This is a genomic window from Streptomyces triticirhizae (assembly GCF_003696235.1).
Taxonomy (GTDB): domain Bacteria; phylum Actinomycetota; class Actinomycetes; order Streptomycetales; family Streptomycetaceae; genus Streptomyces; species Streptomyces triticirhizae.
In genome coordinates this window covers 1-21,466 of sequence record NZ_RFFJ01000108.1, presented here as the reverse complement: position 1 = coordinate 21,466, position 21,466 = coordinate 1, and the positions used below count along the sequence as shown (strand labels likewise).

At 74.1% G+C, this 21,466-nt stretch carries 13 protein-coding genes; 7 read left to right on the top strand and 6 right to left on the bottom strand.

The window, feature by feature from the left end:
* From EBN88_RS30625 to fxsT, 5 genes are all read left to right on the top strand, one after another.
* Window positions 1–2,217: hypothetical protein (locus EBN88_RS30625; protein WP_122185025.1), on the top strand; the 2,217-nt coding region annotated here is incomplete at its 5' end.
* Window positions 2,218–2,539: 322 nt separating this feature from the next.
* The gene (locus tag EBN88_RS18570) at window positions 2,540–2,737 is read left to right on the top strand and encodes an FXSXX-COOH protein (protein WP_122185024.1); all 198 of its coding nucleotides are present in this window, start codon (window positions 2,540–2,542) and stop codon (window positions 2,735–2,737) included.
* Between the two features lie 192 nt (window positions 2,738–2,929).
* Window positions 2,930–4,129 carry an FxsB family cyclophane-forming radical SAM/SPASM peptide maturase gene (locus EBN88_RS18565; RefSeq protein ID WP_122185023.1) on the top strand — a complete coding sequence of 400 codons (1,200 nt, stop codon included), beginning with the start codon at window positions 2,930–2,932 and terminating at the stop codon, window positions 4,127–4,129.
* A complete protein-coding gene (locus tag EBN88_RS18560) occupies window positions 4,126–5,520 on the top strand; it encodes an aKG-HExxH-type peptide beta-hydroxylase (protein ID WP_122185022.1) in 1,395 nt (464 codons plus the stop codon). Before EBN88_RS18565 ends, EBN88_RS18560 begins: the two co-directional genes overlap by 4 nt.
* 166 nt (window positions 5,521–5,686) lie before the next feature.
* Window positions 5,687–8,704: an FxSxx-COOH system tetratricopeptide repeat protein gene (fxsT, locus tag EBN88_RS18555; RefSeq protein WP_233580778.1), complete on the top strand. Its 3,018-nt coding sequence runs from the start codon at window positions 5,687–5,689 to the stop codon at window positions 8,702–8,704.
* A gap of 104 nt (window positions 8,705–8,808) precedes the next feature.
* Here the strand turns inward: fxsT and EBN88_RS18550 are convergent, their stop codons facing one another.
* From EBN88_RS18550 to EBN88_RS18525, 6 genes are all read right to left on the bottom strand, one after another.
* Window positions 8,809–12,585: a multifunctional oxoglutarate decarboxylase/oxoglutarate dehydrogenase thiamine pyrophosphate-binding subunit/dihydrolipoyllysine-residue succinyltransferase subunit gene (locus EBN88_RS18550; protein WP_122185021.1), complete on the bottom strand. Its 3,777-nt coding sequence runs from the start codon at window positions 12,583–12,585 to the stop codon at window positions 8,809–8,811.
* A 342-nt stretch (window positions 12,586–12,927) separates the two neighbouring features.
* Complete coding sequence (locus EBN88_RS18545) at window positions 12,928–14,019, bottom strand: sensor histidine kinase (protein WP_122185020.1); 1,092 nt, start codon at window positions 14,017–14,019, stop codon at window positions 12,928–12,930.
* A gap of 1 nt (window position 14,020) precedes the next feature.
* Window positions 14,021–14,890 (bottom strand): response regulator transcription factor, encoded by an 870-nt coding sequence (locus EBN88_RS18540; protein ID WP_199742410.1) that lies wholly within the window; start codon window positions 14,888–14,890, stop codon window positions 14,021–14,023.
* Window positions 14,891–15,006: 116 nt separating this feature from the next.
* A complete protein-coding gene (locus tag EBN88_RS18535) occupies window positions 15,007–15,756 on the bottom strand; it encodes a spermidine synthase family protein (RefSeq protein ID WP_122185018.1) in 750 nt (249 codons plus the stop codon).
* Window positions 15,757–15,809: 53 nt separating this feature from the next.
* On the bottom strand, window positions 15,810–16,682 hold the full coding sequence (locus tag EBN88_RS18530) for a lysozyme (protein WP_122185017.1): 873 nt from the start codon (window positions 16,680–16,682) through the stop codon (window positions 15,810–15,812).
* A gap of 269 nt (window positions 16,683–16,951) precedes the next feature.
* Window positions 16,952–17,749, bottom strand: coding sequence for a protein phosphatase 2C domain-containing protein (locus EBN88_RS18525; RefSeq protein ID WP_122185016.1), 798 nt, complete (start codon window positions 17,747–17,749; stop codon window positions 16,952–16,954).
* Window positions 17,750–18,152: 403 nt separating this feature from the next.
* Here EBN88_RS18525 and EBN88_RS18520 point away from each other — a divergent pair, with 403 nt between their 5' ends.
* Together EBN88_RS18520 and EBN88_RS18515 are read left to right on the top strand one after the other, a co-directional pair.
* Window positions 18,153–20,861, top strand: a complete 2,709-nt coding sequence (locus tag EBN88_RS18520) for a sensor histidine kinase (RefSeq protein WP_158621424.1) — start codon at window positions 18,153–18,155, stop codon at window positions 20,859–20,861.
* Window positions 20,858–21,376, top strand: coding sequence for a roadblock/LC7 domain-containing protein (locus EBN88_RS18515; protein WP_122184272.1), 519 nt, complete (start codon window positions 20,858–20,860; stop codon window positions 21,374–21,376). Before EBN88_RS18520 ends, EBN88_RS18515 begins: the two co-directional genes overlap by 4 nt.
* Window positions 21,377–21,466 lie beyond the last annotated feature (90 nt).

The window sequence follows — 21,466 nt, the reverse complement described above, 5'->3', positions numbered from 1 at the left end:
CTCGGCGCCTGGGCCGGGCTGCTGGCCGGCACGGGGCCGGGCGGCGTGCCGGCCGCCGTCGGCTGGGTCAGGTCCGACCAGCCGCCGGCCGAGCCGGCCCGCGCCAGGGCGGGCGCCGGGCGCTCGGGGACCGAACTGCTGGCCAGGTTCCGCGCCTCGGCCTCGCCGAGCGCGGTCCGGCTCGCCGTCTATCTCGCCGCTGCGCCGCTCTCGCTGCCGGTGATGCAGCTGATCCAGCGCACGATGCTGCCGGACTCCGGCCCGGCCGAGCTGTCCGAGGTGCTGCTCAGCGGGCTGCTGCGGCGGCTGGACGGGGCGCCGACCGGCTCGCCGGCCGACGGGCTGTGGTTCACCTTCGTGGACGGCGTGCACGAGGAACTCCTCGCCGAACTCGGCCAGGACGAGGCCCAGTTGGTGCTCAAGCACTGCTCCGGCTATGTGACCCGGCGGTTCGGCGGCGCCGGGCCGAACTTCCCCGCCCTCGCGCTGGCCCAGCTCTCCGGCGCCGAGGCCGCCGAGGCCGAGGTCCTGCGCGCGCCGGGCGAGGAGCACGCCCCGGCGCTGCCCCGCCCGTTCGCCGAGGTGGCGGCGAAGGTGCTCCGGCGCTTTCTGCCGGTCGCCCCGCTCTCGTCGCGGGAGCACGGCGACCGGCGCGGAACGCCCGCGCAGTCCCGCGCCGTCGGCCGGGCCAGGGCGCTGGCCGCCGCCTTCGAGGAGGACGGTCAGGTACGCCATCTGCTGGCCGCCGTCGAGCTGTTGCGGCAGGCCACGGCCGAGCGGCCGGCGGCGGGGCAACGGGCCGACCCGGAGCTGTGGAGCGAGCTGGCCGAGGGGCTGCTGCGGCTGTGGCGGGCGCAGCGGGACGGCGAACTGCTGGTCGAGGCGCGGCAGGCGGCGCAGGCGGCGGCGCACGCCGGCGCGCCCCGGGGGCGCACGGTGCTGGCGCGGGTGTTGCACGCTGCGGCGGGGGAGCGGCGGGCGGCCGGGGACACGCGGGGCGCGTTGGAGCTGTGGCGGCTGGCGGACCGGGAGTTCGCCGCCGTGCAGGCCACGCCGGGGCTGGACCGGGCGGCCGCGCTCGGGGTCACGCTGGACCGCGTCGAGGTGCTGACCGCGCAGTGGCGGCTGGGCGGGGACAGCGCCCTGTTGCAGGAGAGCGTGGGCATCGTGGAGGCGGTCGCGGACGCCTGGCCGACGGACGAGCCGCAGCCCAGCGGCCTGTGGCTGGCGCACGGCCGCGCGCTGCTGCTGCTCGCGGACGCCGCGCAGGACGTGGAGCGCGTCGAGGTGCACGCGGGGCAGGCCGCCGACTCGCTGCGGCAGGGCTGTTGGGCGTTGGAGAGCGAGGGCGCGCCGGCGCGCGTCCGGGTGCGCGCGCTGCTCGATCTGGTGGACGCGCTGCTGCGCACCGAGCGGGAGTGGCGGCGGGCGGGTGAGGTGATCGAGGCGGCGAGCCGGCTGGCGGAGGAGCCGGCGGCGCGTTCGGCCTGCCTGAGCAGGGCGGGCCGGCTGGCGGTCCGCGTCTTCGAGGTGGACGGCGAGGTGGGGGAGCTGGAGACGGCGGCGGCCAGGTTCGAGGAGGCCAGCCGGCTGGTCTCCCGGGACCGGCCCGAGTACAGCGCGCTGATCGAGGAGTGGGGCGCCGCGCTGCTGCGCCGGGCGGACCGCGAGGACGGCGGGCCGTTCGTCTCCCGCGCGGTGCGGGTGCTGCGGGACTGCCGGATGGAGACGGCGGCCGGCGATCCCCGGCTGCCGGGGCGGCTGTTGCTGCTGGGGCAGGCGCTGACCGCGCGCTACCGGGACTCGGTGGACATGGTGGACCTGCGGGAGGCCGAGCACCTCTTCCAGCGGGCGGCCCGCACCGCCGAGCACCCGTTGACCAGGGCGCGGGCCTACCTGGAGCTGGGCGACACCCACCGGCGGGTCTTCCGGCACACGCAGGGCCTGGAGCGGCTCGACCAGGCGGCGGAGGCGTACCGCAGGGCCGCGTCCGCCGCCCGGGCCGCCGAGGCGGAGGCCGGGGACCCGGCGGAGGCGGTGCGGCTGGCGGCCATCGCGCTCCACCAGCGGGGCGCGGTCTTCGAGGCGGCGCGCCGGCCGTTGGCGGCGGGGGACGCGTACCGCGCCGCGCTCCAGCAGTGGCGCCGGCTGCCGGACGAGGAGAAGTCCGGCGCGGAGACGGTCGCGCGCCTGGAGGCGCTGCTGCGCGACCGTTGACCCGGCGCGCGCTCCGGCGCGTGCGCGCGGGCCGCGCCCCCGGTGCGTGTGCGGCATGGGCGTTCCCGTTCTGTTTCCGGGGCGGGGCGCGGGGGAATCTCCGATGAGGCGCTGAGTCGTCGCCGCGAGAGAGCGCGGGAACGCGGTCGTCGGGATCGTCTCGCGGGGACGCGCGCGGGCGCCGAGCGAGCGCCCGGGCGGCCGCGCGGGCGCGCGAGGGGGCGTGCGCGGGGGACAAGGGGCGGGAACGGTCGCGAGGAAGACGGCGAACCGGCCGCGGAGACGTCGCGGCGGAAGCCGCGGAGAAGCGCGAGGTGACGGCATGTCGACGGGTCCACGGGAGGCGGTGGCCTCGGGGCTTCTGCCCGAGTTGCCGGAGTTGCCCGACCTGCTGGCGTTGAGTCTGGCGGAGGTGCGGCGGATGGACCACCCGGTGTTGGAGGCGGTCCTCGCCGATCTGCGGGAACGGCTCGCCCGGCCAGGCGAGACGCGCTGGGACTTCGACGAGGCCCCCGACTGACGTCTCCCCTCCGCCCGCCGGGGCCGTTGGCGTCCCCGGGAGTGCAACTTCGTTCGCTTTCGGTCCACTTGGAGTGATTGCCCGACCGGAAACGACCGGTGGGGTTTTCCTTCTCGCGTCCGTCGGAAGGGTCCTCGTTCAGGGGGGAGGGCGGCAGCCGGGACGGGCGCGGCTCAGAGGGGACGGACGCGTGTGAAGACGACGACGAGGGGCTCCGGCCGGGCGGACACCGCGCCGGAGCCGTTCCGCCAGTTCGTGGTCAAGGTGAACAGCCGCTGCAACCTCGCCTGCCGCTACTGCTACATGTACTTCGCGGCCGACGACGGCTGGCGCCGGCAGCCGGTCAGCGCCTCCCCCGAGACGTTCCGGTGGATCGCCCGCCGGATCGCCGAGCACGCGGCGACCCACCAACTCCCGGCCGTCTCCGTGGTGTTGCACGGCGGGGAGCCGCTGCTCACCGACCCCGATGTGCTGGGCGGCTTCGTCGACCTGGTGCGGGCCGAGGCGCCGGCCGGCTGCCGGGTGCGCGCCACCGCGCAGACCAACGGCACCCGCCTGACGCCCGACCGGCTGCGGACGCTGGCCGCCCACGGCATCGAGATCGGCCTCAGCCTGGACGGCGGGCGCGCCGCGCACAACCGGCTCCGCGTCGACCACGCCGGCCGCCCCGCCTGGCCGGCGATCCGCCGCGCCGCCCGGCTGCTGGCCGAGCCCTCCCACCGGGACAGCTACGCCGGGGTGCTCTGCGTGATCGATCCCCAAAGCGATCCGGTCGAGGTCTACCAGTCCCTCCTGGAACTCGATCCGCCGGCCCTCGACCTCCGCCTGCCGCAGGGCAACTGGACGGCCCGACCGCCCGGCCTTGAGGACGCCCGACCCGAGGAGGCCGCGCCGGGACGGGCCGACCGCCCCACGCCCTACGCGGACTGGCTGACCGCCGTCTTCGACCGGTGGTGGACCGCCGACCGCCGTCGGGTGCGGATCAGGATCTTCGAGGAGTGCCTCGCCGCCCTGCTCCACCAGCCCACCGCCGGCGGCCTGTTCGGGCTGCACCCGTTCAGCGCGGTCGTCGTCGAGACCGACGGCGCCATCGAACAGATCGACGCGCTCAAGACCGCCTACCCCGGCGCCGCCGCCACCGGGCTCCACGTCGCCGACCACCCCTTCGACGCGGCCCTCGACCACCCCGGCGTCGCCGCCCGCCAGGCCGGCGCGGCGGCCCTGGCCCCCGCCTGCCGCGCCTGCCCGCTGCTGGAGGTCTGCGGCGGCGGAAACTACGTGCACCGCTACCGCGCCGGCCACGGCTTCGCCAACCCCTCCGTCTACTGCGCCGACCTGGCCCGCCTGATCCACCATGTCGCCCACGCCCTGCGCCGGACGGTGGCCCCGTGACCGCCCCCGACCCCGGCGGCGCCCCCCGCAGGGCCCCCGGAGCCCTCAGCCGCGACCAACTCGCCCAACTCGGCCGCACCGAGGGCGAGCCCGCCACCCTCGCCACCCTCGCGGCCGGCCAACACACCCACCGGCTGCTGCTGTTGCGCGTGCTGCTCGACGCGCTCCCCGCCGCGCCCGCGCCCGCCGCCGCCCTCGCCAGGGAGCACGCCGCGCTGCTGGAGAGCGCCGAGCGCGCCGGCCCCGAGGCCGCGCGCCGGGTGCTGTTCTACCCGCTGACCGGCACCTGGGCCGAGCGCTGCGCCCACCTGCTGGCCATCGGCGCCGGCCGGGACGCCGCCCGCGACCTCGCCCACCTCGGCGGCCTCGCCGCCGCCTCCGCGCTCCGCGCCGGCCTCGACTTCCGCGTGCGGGTCGCCGTCGCCGACGGCCGTCTGGCGCTGCCCACGCTGGGCGCCCTCAACACCCAGGCCCCCGACGGAACCCCCGCCGAACTGGCCGCCCGCGACGGCCGGTTGACGGTCCGGCTGCCCGGCGAGGCGCCGGTCACCCTCGGCCGCGACCCGGCCGGGCACTGGCGCTCGACCACCCCCCGCTGGCTGACCCTGCACACCCTGGACGGCGGCCCGAGGCCCGTTCTCCTCGACGACCTCGACCCCGGGCGCCCCACGCCCGGCCGCGCCACCCGCCCCGAGGACGGCCCGCCGCGCCACGCGCTGCGGCCCACCGAACGCGCCCACTGGTCACGGCTGTGGCACGACGCGCTGCCGCTGCTCCGCCTCGGCGGCGCCGCGCGCGCCGCCGAACTCACCCTGCTCAACTGCATCGTTCCGCTGCTGCGCCCCACCGGCGGCCAGGGCCGGCACACCAGCTCCACCAGCCCGGGCGCCTTCGGCGCCGTCCTCGCCAGCACCCCGCCCAGCGCCGCGCTGCTGGCCGCCGGCCTCACCCACGAGCTGCAACACGCCAAGCTCGCCGCCGTCGGCGCCCTCAACCCGCTGCACCAGCAGGGCCCGGCCGCCCGCTACTGGGCCCCCTGGCGCCCGGACCCGCGCCCGTTCGACGGGCTGCTGCACGGCGCCTACGCCCACCTCGCCCTCGCCGGCTTCTGGCAGCGACTCGCGCTGGGCCTGGACGATCCGGGGGCGCGCGACCAGGCGTGGGCGGCGCACTGCCGTTGTCACGCGCAGGTGGGCGCCGTGCTGCCGACGTTGCGCGCCGCCCGTCGACTCACCGACGACGGACGGGTGTTCGTCGAGGCGATGGTCGAACAGCACCGTGGGCTCGGCTCGCCCGCGCCGCCGGCGGGCCATCTGGTGCGCGCCCGGGCGTATGTGGAGACCGCGCGAGCCCTGTGGCTGCGGCGGCACGCCCGTGGCACGGTTACCTGACAGTCGCGCGGTGTATGTTTCCCAGGGGGAAGCTGACGGGGCGTCGGACGTCCCCGGGGACGCCGTCGGGTCGGCAGGCCGCCAGCAGGTGGTCCGGCAGCAGGTGGTCCGGCACATGGTTCGGCAAGCGAAGGGGGTCGGTCGGGTGACCGCCGAGGGAGGCTCCGTGCAAGGTTTGGCACACACCACGGCCCCGACGGTCGGGGCCCGCCGCATCACCATCAGCTACGCGGGTTACAACCGCGCCTGGGCGGTGTGGATCGCCGACCGGCTGGAGCGCTACGGCTGGCAGGTCGCCTTCCAACGGTTCGACCTGCCGGCCGGCGTCCAGCTCCGGGAGGCGCTGACCGACCTGCTGTTGGTCAGGGGCCGCATCCTCGTGGTGCTCAGCGACTGGTACTTCAAGCTCGGCCCGCGCACCGACCAGGAGTGGAACGAGGCGCTGCGCGCCGTGATCGCGCCCAACTCCGCCCGCTTCCACGCCGTCTCCGTCTCCACCGCGCCGATGCCCTCCGCCACCGCCGCGTTCGGCGGCACCACCGAGCTGTGGGGCCTCGGCGCCCGGGAGGCCGAGCGGCGGCTGATCCAGCTCGTCGGGGCCTTCGAGGAACGCGACCCGGCCCGCGACACCCTCGGCGGAGGCAGAAGCCCGCGCTTCCCCATGGAACTGCCCCGCGTCTGGGGCGGTGTGCCCCGCCGCAACAGCCGCTTCACCGGTCGCGAACGCCTCCTCCAGAGCATCCACGACCACGTGCAGAACGCCGAGCCGGGCGCCGGCGTGGTCGCCCTGCTCGGGCTCTCCGGGGTCGGCAAGACCCAGGTCGCCGCCGAGTACGCCTGGCGCTTCTCCTCCTCCTACGACCTGGTCTGGTGGGTCCCGGCCGACCAACGCGGCACGCTCCGCCAGCGGTTGGCCGAGCTGGCCCCCTCGCTGAGCCTCACCACGGGACCCGAGTACGGCGAACGGCTGCGCGCCGTCGGCGACGCGCTCCGCCGGGGCCAGCCCTACGCCCGCTGGCTGGTGGTGCTGGACGGCGCCGACAGCCCCGAGACCATCGCCGACCTGGTGCCCACCGGGAACGGCCACGTCCTGATCACCTCGCAGAACGGCGCCTGGGGCGACTACAACAACACCCACCTGCTCTCCGTCCCCGTCTACGAGCGCGAGGAGTCCGTGGCGTTCGTCCGCCGCCGCGCCCCCAGGATCGGCCGGGACGACGCGGACCTCCTGGCCCACACCCTGGGCGACCTGCCGCTGGCGCTCGACCAGACCGCCGGCTGGCTCAGCGACTCCACCATGACCGTCCAGGAGTACGTCGGCCTGCTCCGCGACGACGAGGACATCGAGGCCGGCCTGCGGGTCGCCGTCGACTTCGACACCTCCTACCCGACGGCGTTCTCCATACTGCTCAACCGGCTGCGGGAGACCGTCCCCGAGGCCGTCGAACTGCTGCGGCTGTGCGCCTTCTTCGCGCCCGGCGCCATCCCCGTCCAACTGCTGCGCGAGATCCCGGCCGAGCACCTGCCCGAGCAGCTCGCCGGCCTGATGTCCGACCCGCTGCGCTGGAACACCGCGACCAAGAAGCTCGTCCAGTACTCGGTGATCCAGTGGGACCCGCCGAACACCGACGAGGACCCGGAGGCCGCCGGCACCATCCAGCTGCACGGCATGGTGCAGCGGACGGTCCGCTCCGGGATGTCCGAGGTGGACCGCGAGGTGTTCTCCCGCGCCGTGCGCCGTGGCCTGGCCAACGCCGACCCCGGCGTACCGACCGACACCCGCCTCTGGCCCCGCTACGCCCGGATCGTTCCGCACCTGGACGCCTCCGGCGCGCTCTACAGCAAACACGCGGAGATGCACACGCTGATCCGCAACTGCCTGCGCTACCTGTATCTGGCCGGCGAGTATGTGGCCGGCATCCAGCTGACCGACCGCGTCGAGCGCGCCTGGCGCGAGACGTTCGGCGAGGGGCACCCGCTGCTGCGGGAGCTGGCCTCCCAGCAGGCCATGCTGCTCCGCGCCACCGGCGAGTACACCCGCACCGAGCGGATCAACCGGGGCCTGCTGAAGCGCCTTGAGGAGGAGGGCAAGGGCGACGACTCGCTCGACGTGCTCCGGGTGCTGGAGGGCCTCGGCGCCGACCTGCGCGGCCTGGGCCGCTACGAGGAGGCGCTCGACACCAGCGAACGGGTGCTGGCCGGCCGCCGTGGCATGATCGGCGAGGAGGACTTCCGCACCCTCAACTCCCGCAACAACCTGGCCGTCACGCTGCGGCTGCTCGGCCGCTACCGGGACGCCCTCGTCGAGGACCGCCGCACCCTCCAGACCCGCCGCGAGGTGCTGCGCGCCCGCAACAGCTCCACGCTCTCCTCGGAGACCAACTACGCGCTCGACCTGCGCCTGTTGGGCCGTTACGCGGAGGCCCAGTCCATCCAGGAGCCCAACATCGAGGTCCAGCGGACGGTCATGGGCCACGACCATCCACAGACCCTCAGCGCCGAACTCAACCTGGCGCTGTGCCTGTTGCGCTCCGGCGAGCGCACCGTCGCCCACGAGCGGCTGGCCGACCTGCTGGAACGCGCCGAACGCGTCCTCGGCGAGGCGTCCCCCGCCACCCAACGGATCGCCGCCTGCTACGCGTTCGTGCTGCGCTCCCACGGCCGGCTCGACCTGGCCCGGGAGATCGGCGAACGCACCACCCGCCGCTACCGCGAGGCGCTGGGCCCCGACCACCCGTTCACCATCGGCACGCTGGCCAACCACGCGCTGCTGCTGCGCGCGGCCGGCGAACGGCAGGAGGCACTGGAGCTGAACGAGGAGTGCCTGGCCCGGATGACCGACGCCCTGGGCCCCGACCATCCGTGGCGGCTCGGCATCGCGCTCAACCTCAGCGCGGACCGCAACATCGCGGGCGAAGTGGAGAGCGCGGCCGAGCTGAGCGGCGACACGGCGCGCCGGGCCGCCGCGCATTCGTCGCTGGGGCGGGAGCATCCGCTGACGCTCTCCTGCAAGGTGGCGCACGCGACGGACCTGCGGAACCTGCGGCAGCGCGCGGAGGCCGACAAGGCGGAGGAGGAGGCGCTGACGGGGCTGATCTCCACGCTGGGCTCGCAGCATGTGCACACGGTGAGCGCCCGCGCGCGGGTCCGGCCGTTCTGGGACTTCGAGCCCCAACTGACGTAGCGCTCCGGGAGTTGCGGGGCTTCCGGAACGGCCGAGGGGGCCACCGCACAGGCGGTGGCCCCCTCGGCCGTCAGGCCACGCCGGCCCGACAACACACTCCCTGGTCAGAGGTCGAAGACCTCGGCCACCAGTGTCTGCTGCTCCGCCTGGTGGCGCTTGGCCGAGCCGACCGCAGGGGAGGAGGAGGCGGGGCGGGTCACCGGGATCAGGCGGCCCGGGAGGTCCACCCGTTCCGGCAGGTTGAGCGCGACAAACGGCCAGGCGCCCTGGTTGGCCGGCTCCTCCTGGGCCCACACCACGCGCTCCAGGCGCGGGAAGCGGGCCAGTTCGGCGCGGAGTTCCTCGCTGGGCAGCGGGTAGAGCCGCTCCAGCCTGACCAGCGCGACCTCGTCGGCGTTCCGCTTCTCCCGCTCGGCCGCCAGGTCGTAGTGGACCTTGCCGGTGGTCAGCACCACCTTGGTGACGCGCTGCGGGTCGGCCGTGTCGTCGCCGATCAGCGGCCGGAAGCCGCCGCTGGTGAACTCCTCGGCGCGGGAGGCCGCCGCCTTCAGCCGCAGCATGGACTTCGGGGTGAAGACCACCAGCGGCTTGTGGTGCGGGTTGTGCACCTGCCAGCGCAGCAGGTGGAAGTAGTTCGACGGCAGGGTGGGCGCCGCCACCGTCATGTTGTTCTGCGCGCACAGCTGGAGGAAGCGCTCGATCCGGGCCGAGGAGTGGTCCGGGCCCTGGCCCTCGTAGCCGTGCGGCAGCAGCAGCGTGACGCCGGAGGTCTGGCCCCACTTCTGCTCGGCGGACGAGATGAACTCGTCGATCACCGTGGAGGCGCCGTTGGCGAAGTCGCCGAACTGGGCCTCCCACATCACCAGCGCCTCGGGCCTGGCCAGCGAGTAGCCGTACTCGAAGCCCATCGCCGCGTACTCGCTCAGCAGCGAGTCGTAGACGTTGAACCGGGCCTGGTCGGGCGCCAGGTAGAGCAGCGGGGTGTAGTCCTCGCCGGTCTTCCGGTCGATCAGCACCGCGTGCCGCTGGCCGAAGGTGCCACGGCGGGAGTCCTGGCCGGCGAGCCGGACCGGGGTGCCCTCCATCAACAGGGAGCCGACGGCGAGCAGTTCGCCCATCGCCCAGTCGATGGTGCCCTCCTCGACCATCGCCGCGCGCCGTTGCAGCTGCGGCAGCAGCCGGGGGTGGACCGTGATCCGCTCCGGGATGTTGACCTGCGACTCGGCGATCCGCTTGACCACCTCGGCGGAGACGCCCGTCTCCACCGAGACCGGGAACTCCGGCATCGGCACCGGCACCTCGGCCGGGGCCGGTGTGTCCGTGGCGTCCCTGACCTCCTTGAAGACCTTCTCCAGCTGGCCCTGGAAGTCCTGGAGCGCTTGCTCGGCCTCCTCCAGCGTGATGTCGCCCCGCCCGATCAGCGACTCGGTGTAGAGCTTGCGCACCGAGCGCTTCTTGTCGATCAGGTCGTACATCAACGGCTGGGTGAACGACGGGTTGTCGGTCTCGTTGTGGCCGCGCCGCCGGTAGCAGACCAGGTCGATCACGACGTCCTTGTTGAACGCCTGCCGGTACTCGAACGCCAGCCGGGCCACCCGGCACACGGCCTCCGGGTCGTCGCCGTTGACGTGGAAGATCGGCGCCTCGATCATCCGCGCCACGTCGGTGCAGTAGGTGGAGGAACGGGCGGCGGCGGCCGTCGCGGTGTACCCCACCTGGTTGTTGATCACGATGTGGATGGTGCCGCCGGTGCGGTAGCCGCGCAGCTGCGACATGTTGAGCGTCTCGGCGACCACGCCCTGGCCGGCGAACGCCGCGTCGCCGTGGATCAGGATCGGCAGCACGGTGAAGTCCTTGCCGCCCCGCCCGATGATGTCCTGCTTGGCCCGGGCCACGCCCTCGACCACCGGGTCGACGGCCTCCAGGTGCGAGGGGTTGGCGGTCAGCGAGACCTTGATCTGCTCGCCGGACAGCCCGGTGAAGGTGCCCTCGGTGCCCAGGTGGTACTTCACGTCGCCCGAGCCGTGCATCGACTTGGGGTCGAGGTTCCCCTCGAACTCGCGGAAGATCTGCGCGTAGGACTTGCCCACCACGTTGGCCAGCACGTTCAGCCGGCCCCTGTGGGCCATGCCGATCACGGCCTCGTCCAGCTTGTCGGCGGCGGCCTCGTCGAGCACCGTGTCGAGCAGCGGGATGACCGTTTCGCCGCCCTCCAGCGAGAAGCGCTTCTGGCCCACGTACTTGGTCTGGAGGAACGTCTCGAACGCCTCGGACGCGTTCAGCCGGCGCAGGATGCGCAGCTGCTCCTCGCGCTCCGGCGGGGTGTGCGCGCGCTCCACCCGGTCCTGGATCCAGGTCCGCTCCCTGGGGTCCTGGATGTGCATGTACTCGATGCCGGTGGTGCGGCAGTACGAGTCCCGCAGCACGCCCAGGATGTCCCGGAGGGTGAGCACCGACTTGCCGGCGAAGCCGCCGACGGCGAACTCCCGCTCCAGGTCCCACAGGGTGAGCCCGTGCTCGGTGATGTCCAGGTCGGGGTGGCGGCGCTGCTTGTACTCCAACGGGTCGGTGTCGGCCATCAGATGGCCCCGCACCCGGTAGGAGTGGATCAGGTCGAAGACCCGGGCGGCCTTGGTGACCTCGTCGTCGTGGTTGACGTCGATGTCGCGGTTCCAGCGGATCGGCTCGTACGGAATCCGCAGGGCCTCGAAGATGTTGTCGTAGAAGTCGTGCTCGCCCAGCAGCAGTTGGCTGATCTGGCGGAGGAACTCGCCGGAGGCCGCGCCCTGGATGACCCGGTGGTCGTAGGTGCTGGTGAGCGTCATGACCTTGGAGATGCCCAGCCGGTTGAGCGTCTCCTGGGAGCTGCCCTGGAACTCGGCCGGGTACTCCATGGCGCCCACGCCGAGGATCACGCTCTGGCCCGGCATCAGCCGGGGCACGGAGTGGACGGTGCCGATGCCGCCGGGGTTGGTCAGCGAGGCGGTGACCCCGGAGAAGTCCTTCATGGTCAGCTTGCCGGTGCGGGCGCGGCGGACGATGTCCTCGTACGCCTGCCAGAACTCGAAGAAGGTGAGCGTCTCGGCCTTCTCGATGCCGGCGACCACCAGCTGGCGGTCGCCGCTCTTGCTGACCAGGTCGATGGCCAGGCCCAGCTTGACGTGCTCGGGCTTGACCAGGGTCGGCTTGCCGTCCTTCTCCGTGAAGGAGTGGTTCATGGCCGGCATCGCCTTGAGGGCCTGCACCATCGCGTAGCCGATGAGGTGGGTGAAGGAGACCTTCCCGCCCCGGGCGCGCTTGAGGTGGTTGTTGATGACGATGCGGTTGTCGAAGAGCAGCTTCACCGGGACGGCGCGGACCGAGGTGGCCGTCGGCACGTCGCGGGAGGCGTTCATGTTCTTGGCGACGGCGGCGGCGGGACCGCGCAGCGTCACCAGCTCGGGGCCGGCGGGCTCCTCCGCCTTCTTCTCCGCCGGGGCGGGGGCCGGCCTGGCGGCCGGGCGGCTCTCCTGAGCCGGCTGGGCGGCCGGCCGCTCCGCCGCCGGCTTCGCGGCCGGGGGCTTCGGCTGGGCCGCCGTGGCCCGCTGCTCGGGCGTGCCCCCCCGCGGCTCGGCCCCGGTCGTCGTGGGCTTCGCCTCGGGCCGGGCCCGCTCGGCGGTGGCCGAGCCGTCGCCGGCCGACGGCGCCGAGGTGGAGTCGCCTCCCGGCTGGTAGTCGGCGAAGAAGTCCCACCAGGCGCGGTCAACGGAATTCGGGTCCTGGAGGTACTGCTGGTAGATCTCGTCAACGAGCCATTCGTTGGCTCCGAAGCCGGCGGCAGAGTTCTTCTGCGCTTCTCGGTCGGCGTCAACGCTTGAGGTGTTCGGGGACTGTGGCGACACGGCGGCAACCGCCCTCTTCCGCTTCGCAAGGTCATGGACAGCGGAAATCAAGGCTACGCCTCCCCACGCCCATGGCGCAGTCCGCACCCGCCAGACGTGGCCTACACCACACGGAATCCCGGGTTTCGCGTCAAGAAAGCACGGGAATCGCATCAGGTTTGGTGTGAACAGGCAACAAAATGGCAACGACCCTGGCTCGGTCGAACAGGAACGCGAGAAGTCCCGCGCTCAACTGCGGCGATGCGTCGTCGCTCCGCCGTGCGCCGGGCGGCGCACGCCGAGAGGGCCCGGCGGCGCCCGAGGTCGACGGGCGCCCCGAGGGGCGTTGCCCGCGACCCTACGTCAATTATTTGCCTGCGCGTTACCCGGCAGGGTGAGACGGATGCGGCAGCCCCTGCGGGACTCCGCCACGCCGATCGTTCCGCCGTGCAGATCGACCGCCCAGCGGGCGATGGCCAGCCCGAGTCCGGTGCCCCCGTCGTGGGCCTGGACGCCGTCGATGGTGCCCCGGCCGAAGCGTTCGAAGACCAGGTCGCGCTGGGCCTGCGGGATGCCGGGGCCCTCGTCGCGGACCTCCAGCACCAGCCCGCCCGGCCCGGCGCCTGGCCGGGCCACCACGGTGACCTGGCCGTTGCGCGGGCTGTGCTTGACGGCGTTGTCCACCAGGTTCGTGACCACCTGGTCGAGTCGCTCCGGATCGGCCCTGGCCCGCAGCCCGCCGGGCACCACGTCGAGCCTGAGCTTGACGTCGGTCCGCGCGTGGCCACGGCCCAGCGCCATCCGGGCGTCGGCGAGGACGGTGGTCAGATAGGGCTCGACCCGGAAGTCCCTGGCCTGGAGCGGGACCACCCCGTTCTCCAGCCGGGAGAGGTCGAGCAGCTGCTCGACCAGCCGGCCCAGCCGCTCGGTCTGGCGCAGCGCGGTGGTCATGGTCTCCGGGTCGGCCTCGGAGACCCCGTCGACCACGTTCTCCAGGACGGCCCGGAGGCCGGCGATCGGGGTGCGCAGCTCGTGGGAGACGTTGGCCACCAGCTCCTTGCGCTGCCGGTCGGCTGCCTGGAGGTCGGCCGCCATCCGGTTGAAGGCGTGGGCCAGGTCGCCCAGCTCGTCCCTGCGGGTCACCCGCACCCGGCGCTCGTACTGGCCGCGCGCCATGGCCCTGGCCGCCGAGGTCATCTCCAGCACCGGGGACGCCAGGCCCTGGGCCACGAACTGGGTGACCAGCAGCGAGGCGATGATCGCGATGATCGCGATCACCTGGAGCCCGATGTCCGAACGGTAGGCCAGCAGCAACAACACGGTCGTGATCCCGACCGAGATGATCACCAGGCCGCCAAGGGCGGCCTTCACCGAACGAAAAGGGTCGAGGGGGCGCAGCACCCGCCACAGCAGATGGCCGTAGCGCCGCGCGGTCGACTCCCGCTGCACGCTCAGGTCAGCCCTCCGCGGCGGCCTGGCCGCGCGGGCCGGTCTCGCCCGCGAACCCGGGCGGCGTCTCCAGGGCGTACCCCACGCCGTGCACGGTCCTGATCCGCTCGGCGCCGATCTTCCGGCGCAGCGCCTTCACATGGCTGTCCACGGTCCTGGTGCCGGAGGCGTCGGCCCAGTCCCACACCTCGGCCAGCAGCTGCTCCCTGGTGAGCACCGCGCGGGGGGAGCGCGCCAGGCACATCAGCAGGTCGAACTCGGTCGGCGTCAGGTGGATGTCCTTGCCGGCGGCCCGCACCCGCCGCTGGGTGCGGTCGATCTCCAGGTCGCCGAGGCGCACGCTGCCGGGCCTCGGCGTGGTGGCGGCGACGGCGGCCCGCTCGATCCGGCGCAGCAGCACATGGGACCTGGCGACCAGCTCCCGCATGGAGAACGGCTTGGTCATGTAGTCGTCGGCGCCGACGCCGAGCCCGACCAGCATGTCCGTCTCGTCGTCCCTGGCGGTCAACATCAGGACCGGCACGGGGCGTTGGGCCTGGACCCGGCGGCACACCTCAAGGCCGTCGAAGCCGGGCAGCATCACGTCGAGGATCAGCAGGTCGGGATGCCAGGCGCTGGCGGTCTCCACGGCGGCCGGGCCGTCGGCCGCCGTCTGCACCAGAAAGCCCTCGGCCCGCAGCCGGGCGGCGATGGCCTCGACGATGGTGGGGTCATCCTCGACGACCAGAACGCGCCGCTGGGCTCCGGGGGTTGCCACGGTCGCACTGTGGTGACCGGCCCGCTCCGCCGTCTCCGGCTCGGTGGGACCGCCCACGGGCGGCGGCTTCTCCTGGTGCTCTCGGTCCATCGGCGCAGTCCTGGTTTCTGTTGGAGTCATCTGTCCCGCCCCCGGGAAACTCGTGATGCCAGACGGCTGGTACTGGCGGACAGTTGGCGGATGGTGCCCTGCCTGGGGCACCGAACAGCAGCGTAAAGCGGAAACTCAAGACCCGGCTACGCGGACCGGCTGGCGAAATGATGGCTGGCGAGAAACAGCACGTCGGGAACACCCCGGGCAACGGGCACCTCCTCGGTCCTTACCCGGTCGAATCCGGCGTTTCGCAACCTGTCGGGAAATGTGGTCGACGCTTGTGCGGACCACACAACGAGCACCCCGCCGTCGCGCAACGCGGCGCGGCACGCGGCGAGTCCGGCCGGCGCGTAGAGGCCGTCGTTGTCCTCGGTCACCGTCCAGTCGGGGCCGTTGTCGATGTCCAGGCAGAGCGCGTCATAGCGGCCGGGGGCGCTGTGCAGTTGGGCCAGCAGGTCGTTCTCGACCAGGGTCACCCTGGGGTCGTCCAGCGCGCCGCCGGAGTGGGCGGCCAGCGGGCCCGAGCGGTGCCAGTCGATCACCGCCGGCTCGCGCTCGACCACCTCGATCGCGTCCCAGCGCGGCTCGGCCGCCGCCTCGGCCAGCGAGAAGCCCACGCCCAGGCCGCCGATCAGCAGCCGGGGCGCGGCCGGCGTTGGCTCGCGCCCGGCGGACCCCGTCAACTCCGCCATCGCCGCCCGCACCAGCAGCCGCTCGGAGCGGCCGTCCGAGGTGTCCATCAGGAAGCAGCCGTTGGCGATGATCTGGAACAGCCCGCCGTGGCGGCGCAGCACCACCTCGCCGTGGGGGCCGGTGCGCCGGTCCAGCACGACGGGCCGCTCGTCGGGCGCGGGGCCGCGCGGAGTGGGGGAGGGGGCGGAGGAGGGTGCCATGCGGCGATTTTCCCGCACGGGTCCGCAGGGCACCCCCGGGGGCCGGCGGCCGGTCAGCCGTTGGCCAGCGCCTGGAGCCGGTCCATGGCGCCGTTGAACAGGTTGTGGTCACCCACCGTCGGCCCGGTGGAGGTGTACTGCCAGAACGTCCAGAAGCCCCAACCGGCCGGCAGGGTCCCGGGCGTTGACGCGTAGCGGGCGATCCACAGCGGGTTGGTCGAGCCGAAGCTCGCGTTGTTGCCGGTGCACTGGGTCCACCAGTCCGTCGTGGTGTAGATCACCACGTCCCGCCCGGTGTGGGCGCGGTAGGTGTCGCTGAAGTCCCTGATCCAGTCGACCATCGCGGACTGGCTCAGCCCGTAGCAGGTCGAGCCGTACGGGTTGTACTCGATGTCCAGCACGCCCGGGAGCGTCTTCCCGTCCGCCGACCAGCCGCCGCCGTTGGTCGCGAAGTAGGTCGCCTGCGCCGCCCCGCTGGAGGCGTTGGGCAGGGCGAAGTGGTACGCGCCCCGGATCATCCCGGTGTCGTAGGAGCCGTTGTACTGCTGTGTGAAGTAGGGGTTGCGGTAGCCGGTGCCCTCGGTCGCCTTCACATAGGCGAAGCGGACGCCGCTGTTCCAGAGCGTGGACCAGGCCACGTTGCCCTGGTGGCTGGAGACGTCCACGCCCTCGACGGTGGCCGTCGGGTCCACGTCCGGCGGGACGTGGGTCCGGTTGCCACCCTCGTGTTCGAGGACGGTGGAGCCCATGAACGCTGAGCCGAAGTCGGGGTGTGCCTGCGGGTCGTCGTCGGCCGCCGAGGCCGGGCCGGGGGCGGCCAGCAGCAGGGCCAGCGCGGCGGCGAGCGCGCCGATCAGAGTGCGGAGTGTGCGGGGGGAGCGGCGGCGGGAGAACCCGCCGCGCGCCCCCGGGTCGGAGAGGGGCATGGATGTGCCTTCCGAGAACCGTGGTGTGGGGGGACAGTTGGGCCGCGTGGGAAGCCTGCTGTGGCCATGCCAACGGCCCAACTCGACGGTAACGCGTGTAGATCGGCCGAGGGAACGGGGCGAGTGACCCGTCACAGGAGCGGCTCGCTGAACGGCGTGAAACCCGGAGCCCGACGCCCCACGCCGGAGCAACGTGCCCCCCGCGAGCCCCTCCTGACGGCGCGCACTCTGTCGGATGGCGGCGCCAGGGCCTCCCTCCCGAGCGGACGTCAGAGCGTGACCAGCACCGCCGTCGCGTCGTCGTGCGTCTTGCCCCGGGGATAGAGCGCGCCCTCCGGGTCGGCCGCCTCCGCCGCCCGCACCTCGGCGATCACCCCGGCCGGCCCCCGCTCCGCCAGGGCACGCGACAGCGCGGGCCAGTCCCCGAGGCCGAAGGTCTCGGCCCACCGCCCCACCCCGTCGGTGAACGCGGCCACCGACCGCACCTCGTGCCTGGGCAACTCCCCGACCACGGCGCGCTCGGCCACCGACGGGTCGGCCGCCGCCGTGAAGAAGCCGTCGGGCGCGTTGCGCAGCCCCTCGACAAACGCGACGCGCCGGTCGCGCGGCAACTGACGGGCCAGCGGCCGCAGCCGGTCCAAGCGCCGGTCAAGAACCGGCCGCACCAGCCCCGTTGGCCCCTCGACCAGCAACACCGAGTCCGAGAGCACCAGATACTCGACCCGGTCCGCGTCCCAGCGGGCACACACCACCGTGGCCTGCGGAGTGCGTCGGTGAGAAAGGTCACAGGTGGTTCGGTGAGCGTCGGCGGTGCGGGAGATCGCGTGCGCCAGACTGTCGTCCAACGGCCGCGCCGGGCTCGCGGCGAGGGCGCGCAGCAACGTCCCGCCGAGCCGCGCCGAGAACCACGCGACCCCGTGATCACAACCGAAATCACCGCTGGGCGCGGTCACTCCGTCCAGCACGACCAGCGCGCCCTCGCCCGTTTCCGTCGGCGTGGCCACGGCGGCGAAGTCCTCGTTGGGCTGGCCCGGGGTGCCCGGCTCGGTGGCCGACTGGATGCGCATGATCAACAGTCTGCCGTAGGCTGACACTTGCTTGCGTTTGATGGGGGTTTGCCGGAGAAAGGCACGATAGGTGCCGGGCGGGCGCTGATCTTGCCAGGAGCACGGTCGGAATTCCAGCGAAAACCAGCCGAACTCAGAGTGCGGGTGCCCCGACCAGGTGACGTGAGCTTGTCCGCCAACTCCGGGGTGTTGTTCACTCCTTCGGGTGGCGGGGCCGGCCGGGCCGCCTCCCGCCCCGGTCGGCGCTGGCAGGGTCGGAGCCGAAGTGACGAGAATGCGAGCACAGGTGCGGAAGACGACATCGCGGGACGAGGGTGGTTCTGCCCCTTCCACACTTCCGGCTACGGCCGGTCAGGCCACCGCCGGCCTGCGGTCCCACGCCGCCCGCCGACGCGGCGCCAGGGTGCGCACCCGCCTGCTGATCGCCCTGCTGCTCACCGGCGCCGCCGTGCTGGTCGCCGGCGTCCCGGCGATCGTCGGCCGGGCCGGCGCCCTGAGTGACAGCCAGGAGCTGGCCGACGCCTCGGCGTTGGGGGAACGCGCGCTGTCCCTCTCCCACATCCTGGCCGACGAGCGCGACGCCCTCGTCGTCGCGGCCGCCAGCGAAGAGGCCGACCGCGAGGGGGCGTTGAGCGACGACGCCGAGGCGCGCGCCGACCGGCGGGTGGCCGAACTGCGCGAGGCCGTTGACCCGGCCCTGGGCGAACGCCTCGCCGCGCTCCCCGAGGCGCGCGAGCGGGCGCTCGCCGGCGAGTCCACGCCGGTCGAGGTGCACCAGACCTACACCGCCGCGATCGAGGGCCTCGACGGGCTGTTGCGCTCCGTCAGCCGCTCCTCGCCCGCCGACGCGGTCAGCCCCACCAGCGACGCGCTGCCCGACCTCGCCCGCGCCGTCCACGCGGCGTCCGCGACCAGGGGCCTGCTGCTCGCGGCCCTCGCCGGCGACGGCGAACAGGGCGAACTCACCGCCCTCGCCCAGCGCGAGCACGTCTCCGAGGCCGCCGCCCTGACCGACTTCCTCGCCATCGCCGACGCGCCGGGCCGCGACACCTACCGGGACACCGTGACCGGCGGCGACGTCGACGCCGCCGAGGAGTTCCTGGCCGAACTCACCGACGGCGCCACGCTGGACGAGGCCGACCGCGCGCTCGACCCGGTCGCGGTGGACGAGGCGCTCCAGGCCCGCGTCGGCCTCCAGCGCGGGGTGCTGGCCTCGCTGGTCGGCGAGCACACCGAGGCCGTCGAGGCGCTGCGCGACGACGAGTTGACCCGGCTGCTGGTCACGGTCGGCGTGATCCTGCTCGCCCTCGCCCTGGCCCTGGGCGTGAGCGTGGGGACCGCCCGCTCGCTGACCAGGCCGCTGGCCGCCGTGCGGCTGGGCACCCGGCGGGTCGCCGCCGACCCGGTGCACCAGGAGCCGGTCAGATACATCGGCCGCAACGACGAGTTCGCCGAGGTGGTCGCCTCGGTCAACGCGCTGCGGGCGCGCGCCGAGGAGCTTCAGCGGCAGGCGGCCGAGGCCGAGCAGAGCAGCGGCGGGCTGCGCGCCGAACGCGACCGGCTCCTCGCCGAACAGCGCGAACTGACCGCCCGGCTGGCCGCGTTGCACGGCGCCGTGCACGGCATGTTCGCGCACCACGCGCAGCGGCTGCTGGACCTGGTCGAGGAACAGCTGTCCGTGATCGAGGGGTTGGAGGAGCACGAGACCGACCCCGACCAGCTGGCCGTCCTCTTCTCCGTTGACCACCTCGCCGCCCGGATGCGGCGGCACAGCGAGAACGTGCTGCTGCTCGCCGGCGCCGAGCCGGTCCGCTCGCTGGCCTCGCCGATGCCGCTGATCGACGTGGCCAGGGCGGCGGTCAGCGAGATAGAGCGCTACGACCTGGTGGAGACCGTTCCGCCGCCGCCGACGAGGGTTGTCGCCCACGCCGCCAGGGACATCAGCCACCTCCTCGCCGAACTGCTCGACAACGCCGCCGTCGCCACCCCGCCCGGCACCCGGGTGGCGCTCACCGGCCAGTGGCGGGGCGAGGAACTGCTGCTCACCGTCGAGGACGAGGGACGCGGCCTCTCCGAGGTCCGGCTCGCCGAGCTGAACGCCCGGCTGGCCGACCCGGTGACCCCGCCGCCCGGCGCCGACGGCGGGAACGGGCAGCACATCGGGATGGGCCTCTACACCGTGGCCAGGCTCGCCGCCCGGCACGGGCTGCGCTGCCGGCTGGTCGCCCGCCCGGCCGGCGGCACCACGGCCGAGGTGCTCGTTCCCGGGGCGCTGGTCCACCCGGGCGCGGCCGAGCCGGCCGGCTACCCGACGGACGCCCGGGCCGGGCCGGCCAGCGGCGCGCACCCGACGGTGCCGGCCGCCAGGACCGGCGCGACTCCCGTGGCCGCGCCGGGAGTTGCCCCCGGCGGCCACGAGGCCCCGGCCGGGCCGGCCAGCGGGGCGCGGCCCGTCGTGCCGGAGGCCCGAGCGGGCATAGGACCCACCACCAGGACCACCGGCCGCCACGCCCTCGGCGCCGAACGCCCGCCGCTTCCGGCCGAGGCCCCGACGGCGGACGGCGGTCCGGCGCCGGCGGCCTACGGCGGGCAGGGCGGCGGGTACGGGGAGCCGGGCCCGTACGGGGAGCGGGCGGGCCATGCCCACCAGGCCGGTTACGGGGACGCGGCCGGCAGCGGCTACGCGGACCGGGCCGGTGGCCCGCCGAGCGGGCCGCTGCCGGTGCGCGACCTCGCCTCGCGCGGCCCCGAACACGCCCACGCGCCGGACAGCGCGCCCGTGGTGACCGGCAGCGGTCTGCCGCTCCGCACCCGGGTCGCCTCCGCCGGCGGCGGGGCCACGGACACCGGGCGCAACCGCACGGTCGACCCGGAGGAACTGCGCCGCCGGCTCGGCGGATTCCAACGAGGGGCCAGGGAAGGGCACCGGGACGCCGCGACCCTGGCGGCCTCCGGCGAGTTCGGGGCCCCCGGGGAGTTCGCGGCCTCCGGGGAGTTCGGCGGGGAGGCCCCCGCCCACCCGGTCGCCCGCCCCGACCAGGGACCGGGCCAGGGGGCAGGGGAAGGACCCGGCGAGAGACCCGGGCGCTATGGAGAGGAACAGCCGTCATGACCTCCGGGACCGGAACGCGGCAGCAGGAAACCGCCAGCCGTGGCGGGCGCGATCTGCGGTGGCTGCTGGGCAGGTTGGTGGACGAGGTGCCGGGCGTGCGTTCCGTCGCCGTCGTCTCCACCGACGGGCTGCCGCTGCTCTCCTCGGAGTCGGGGCCCGACGGCGCCCCCGCGCCGGTCGGGCTCACCGGCCCGCCGACGCCGCGCTGGCCCGGCGGCACGCCGAGCGGCGCGGCGGCCGACCTGGCCACCGTGGTCTCCGGCCTCGGCTCCCTCACCGGTGGGGCGGCCGAACTGATGGACGGCGGCCAGGTGAAACAGACACTGGTCGCCATGGAGACCGGCAACCTGCTGGTGATGGCCATCTCCGACGGCTCCCTGCTGGGCGTCTACACCGAGCCGACCGCCGACATCAGCGTGGTCACCTACCAGATGGCCCTCCTGGTCGGCCGCGCCGGCCACCTGCTGACCCCCGAACTCCGCGCGGAACTCCGCCAGGCGACCGCCGCGCGGTAGCCCGCCGGCTCGGCCTTCGGGGAGCGGCGGGCGGCGTGCCGCGTGGCATCCTCGCGGCAGTTGACCCGTCGTCGGGTCCCGCCCCCCGGG

Coding starts and splice junctions, on each gene's coding strand:
- EBN88_RS18570 (WP_122185024.1), top strand. CDS start 2,540: ATGTCGACGGGTCCACGGGAGGCGGTGGCCTCGGGGCTTCTGCCCGAG.
- EBN88_RS18540 (WP_199742410.1), bottom strand. CDS start 14,890: ATGACTCCAACAGAAACCAGGACTGCGCCGATGGACCGAGAGCACCAG.
- EBN88_RS18535 (WP_122185018.1), bottom strand. CDS start 15,756: ATGGCACCCTCCTCCGCCCCCTCCCCCACTCCGCGCGGCCCCGCGCCC.
- EBN88_RS18530 (WP_122185017.1), bottom strand. CDS start 16,682: ATGCCCCTCTCCGACCCGGGGGCGCGCGGCGGGTTCTCCCGCCGCCGC.
- EBN88_RS18525 (WP_122185016.1), bottom strand. CDS start 17,749: ATGCGCATCCAGTCGGCCACCGAGCCGGGCACCCCGGGCCAGCCCAAC.
- EBN88_RS18515 (WP_122184272.1), top strand. CDS start 20,858: ATGACCTCCGGGACCGGAACGCGGCAGCAGGAAACCGCCAGCCGTGGC.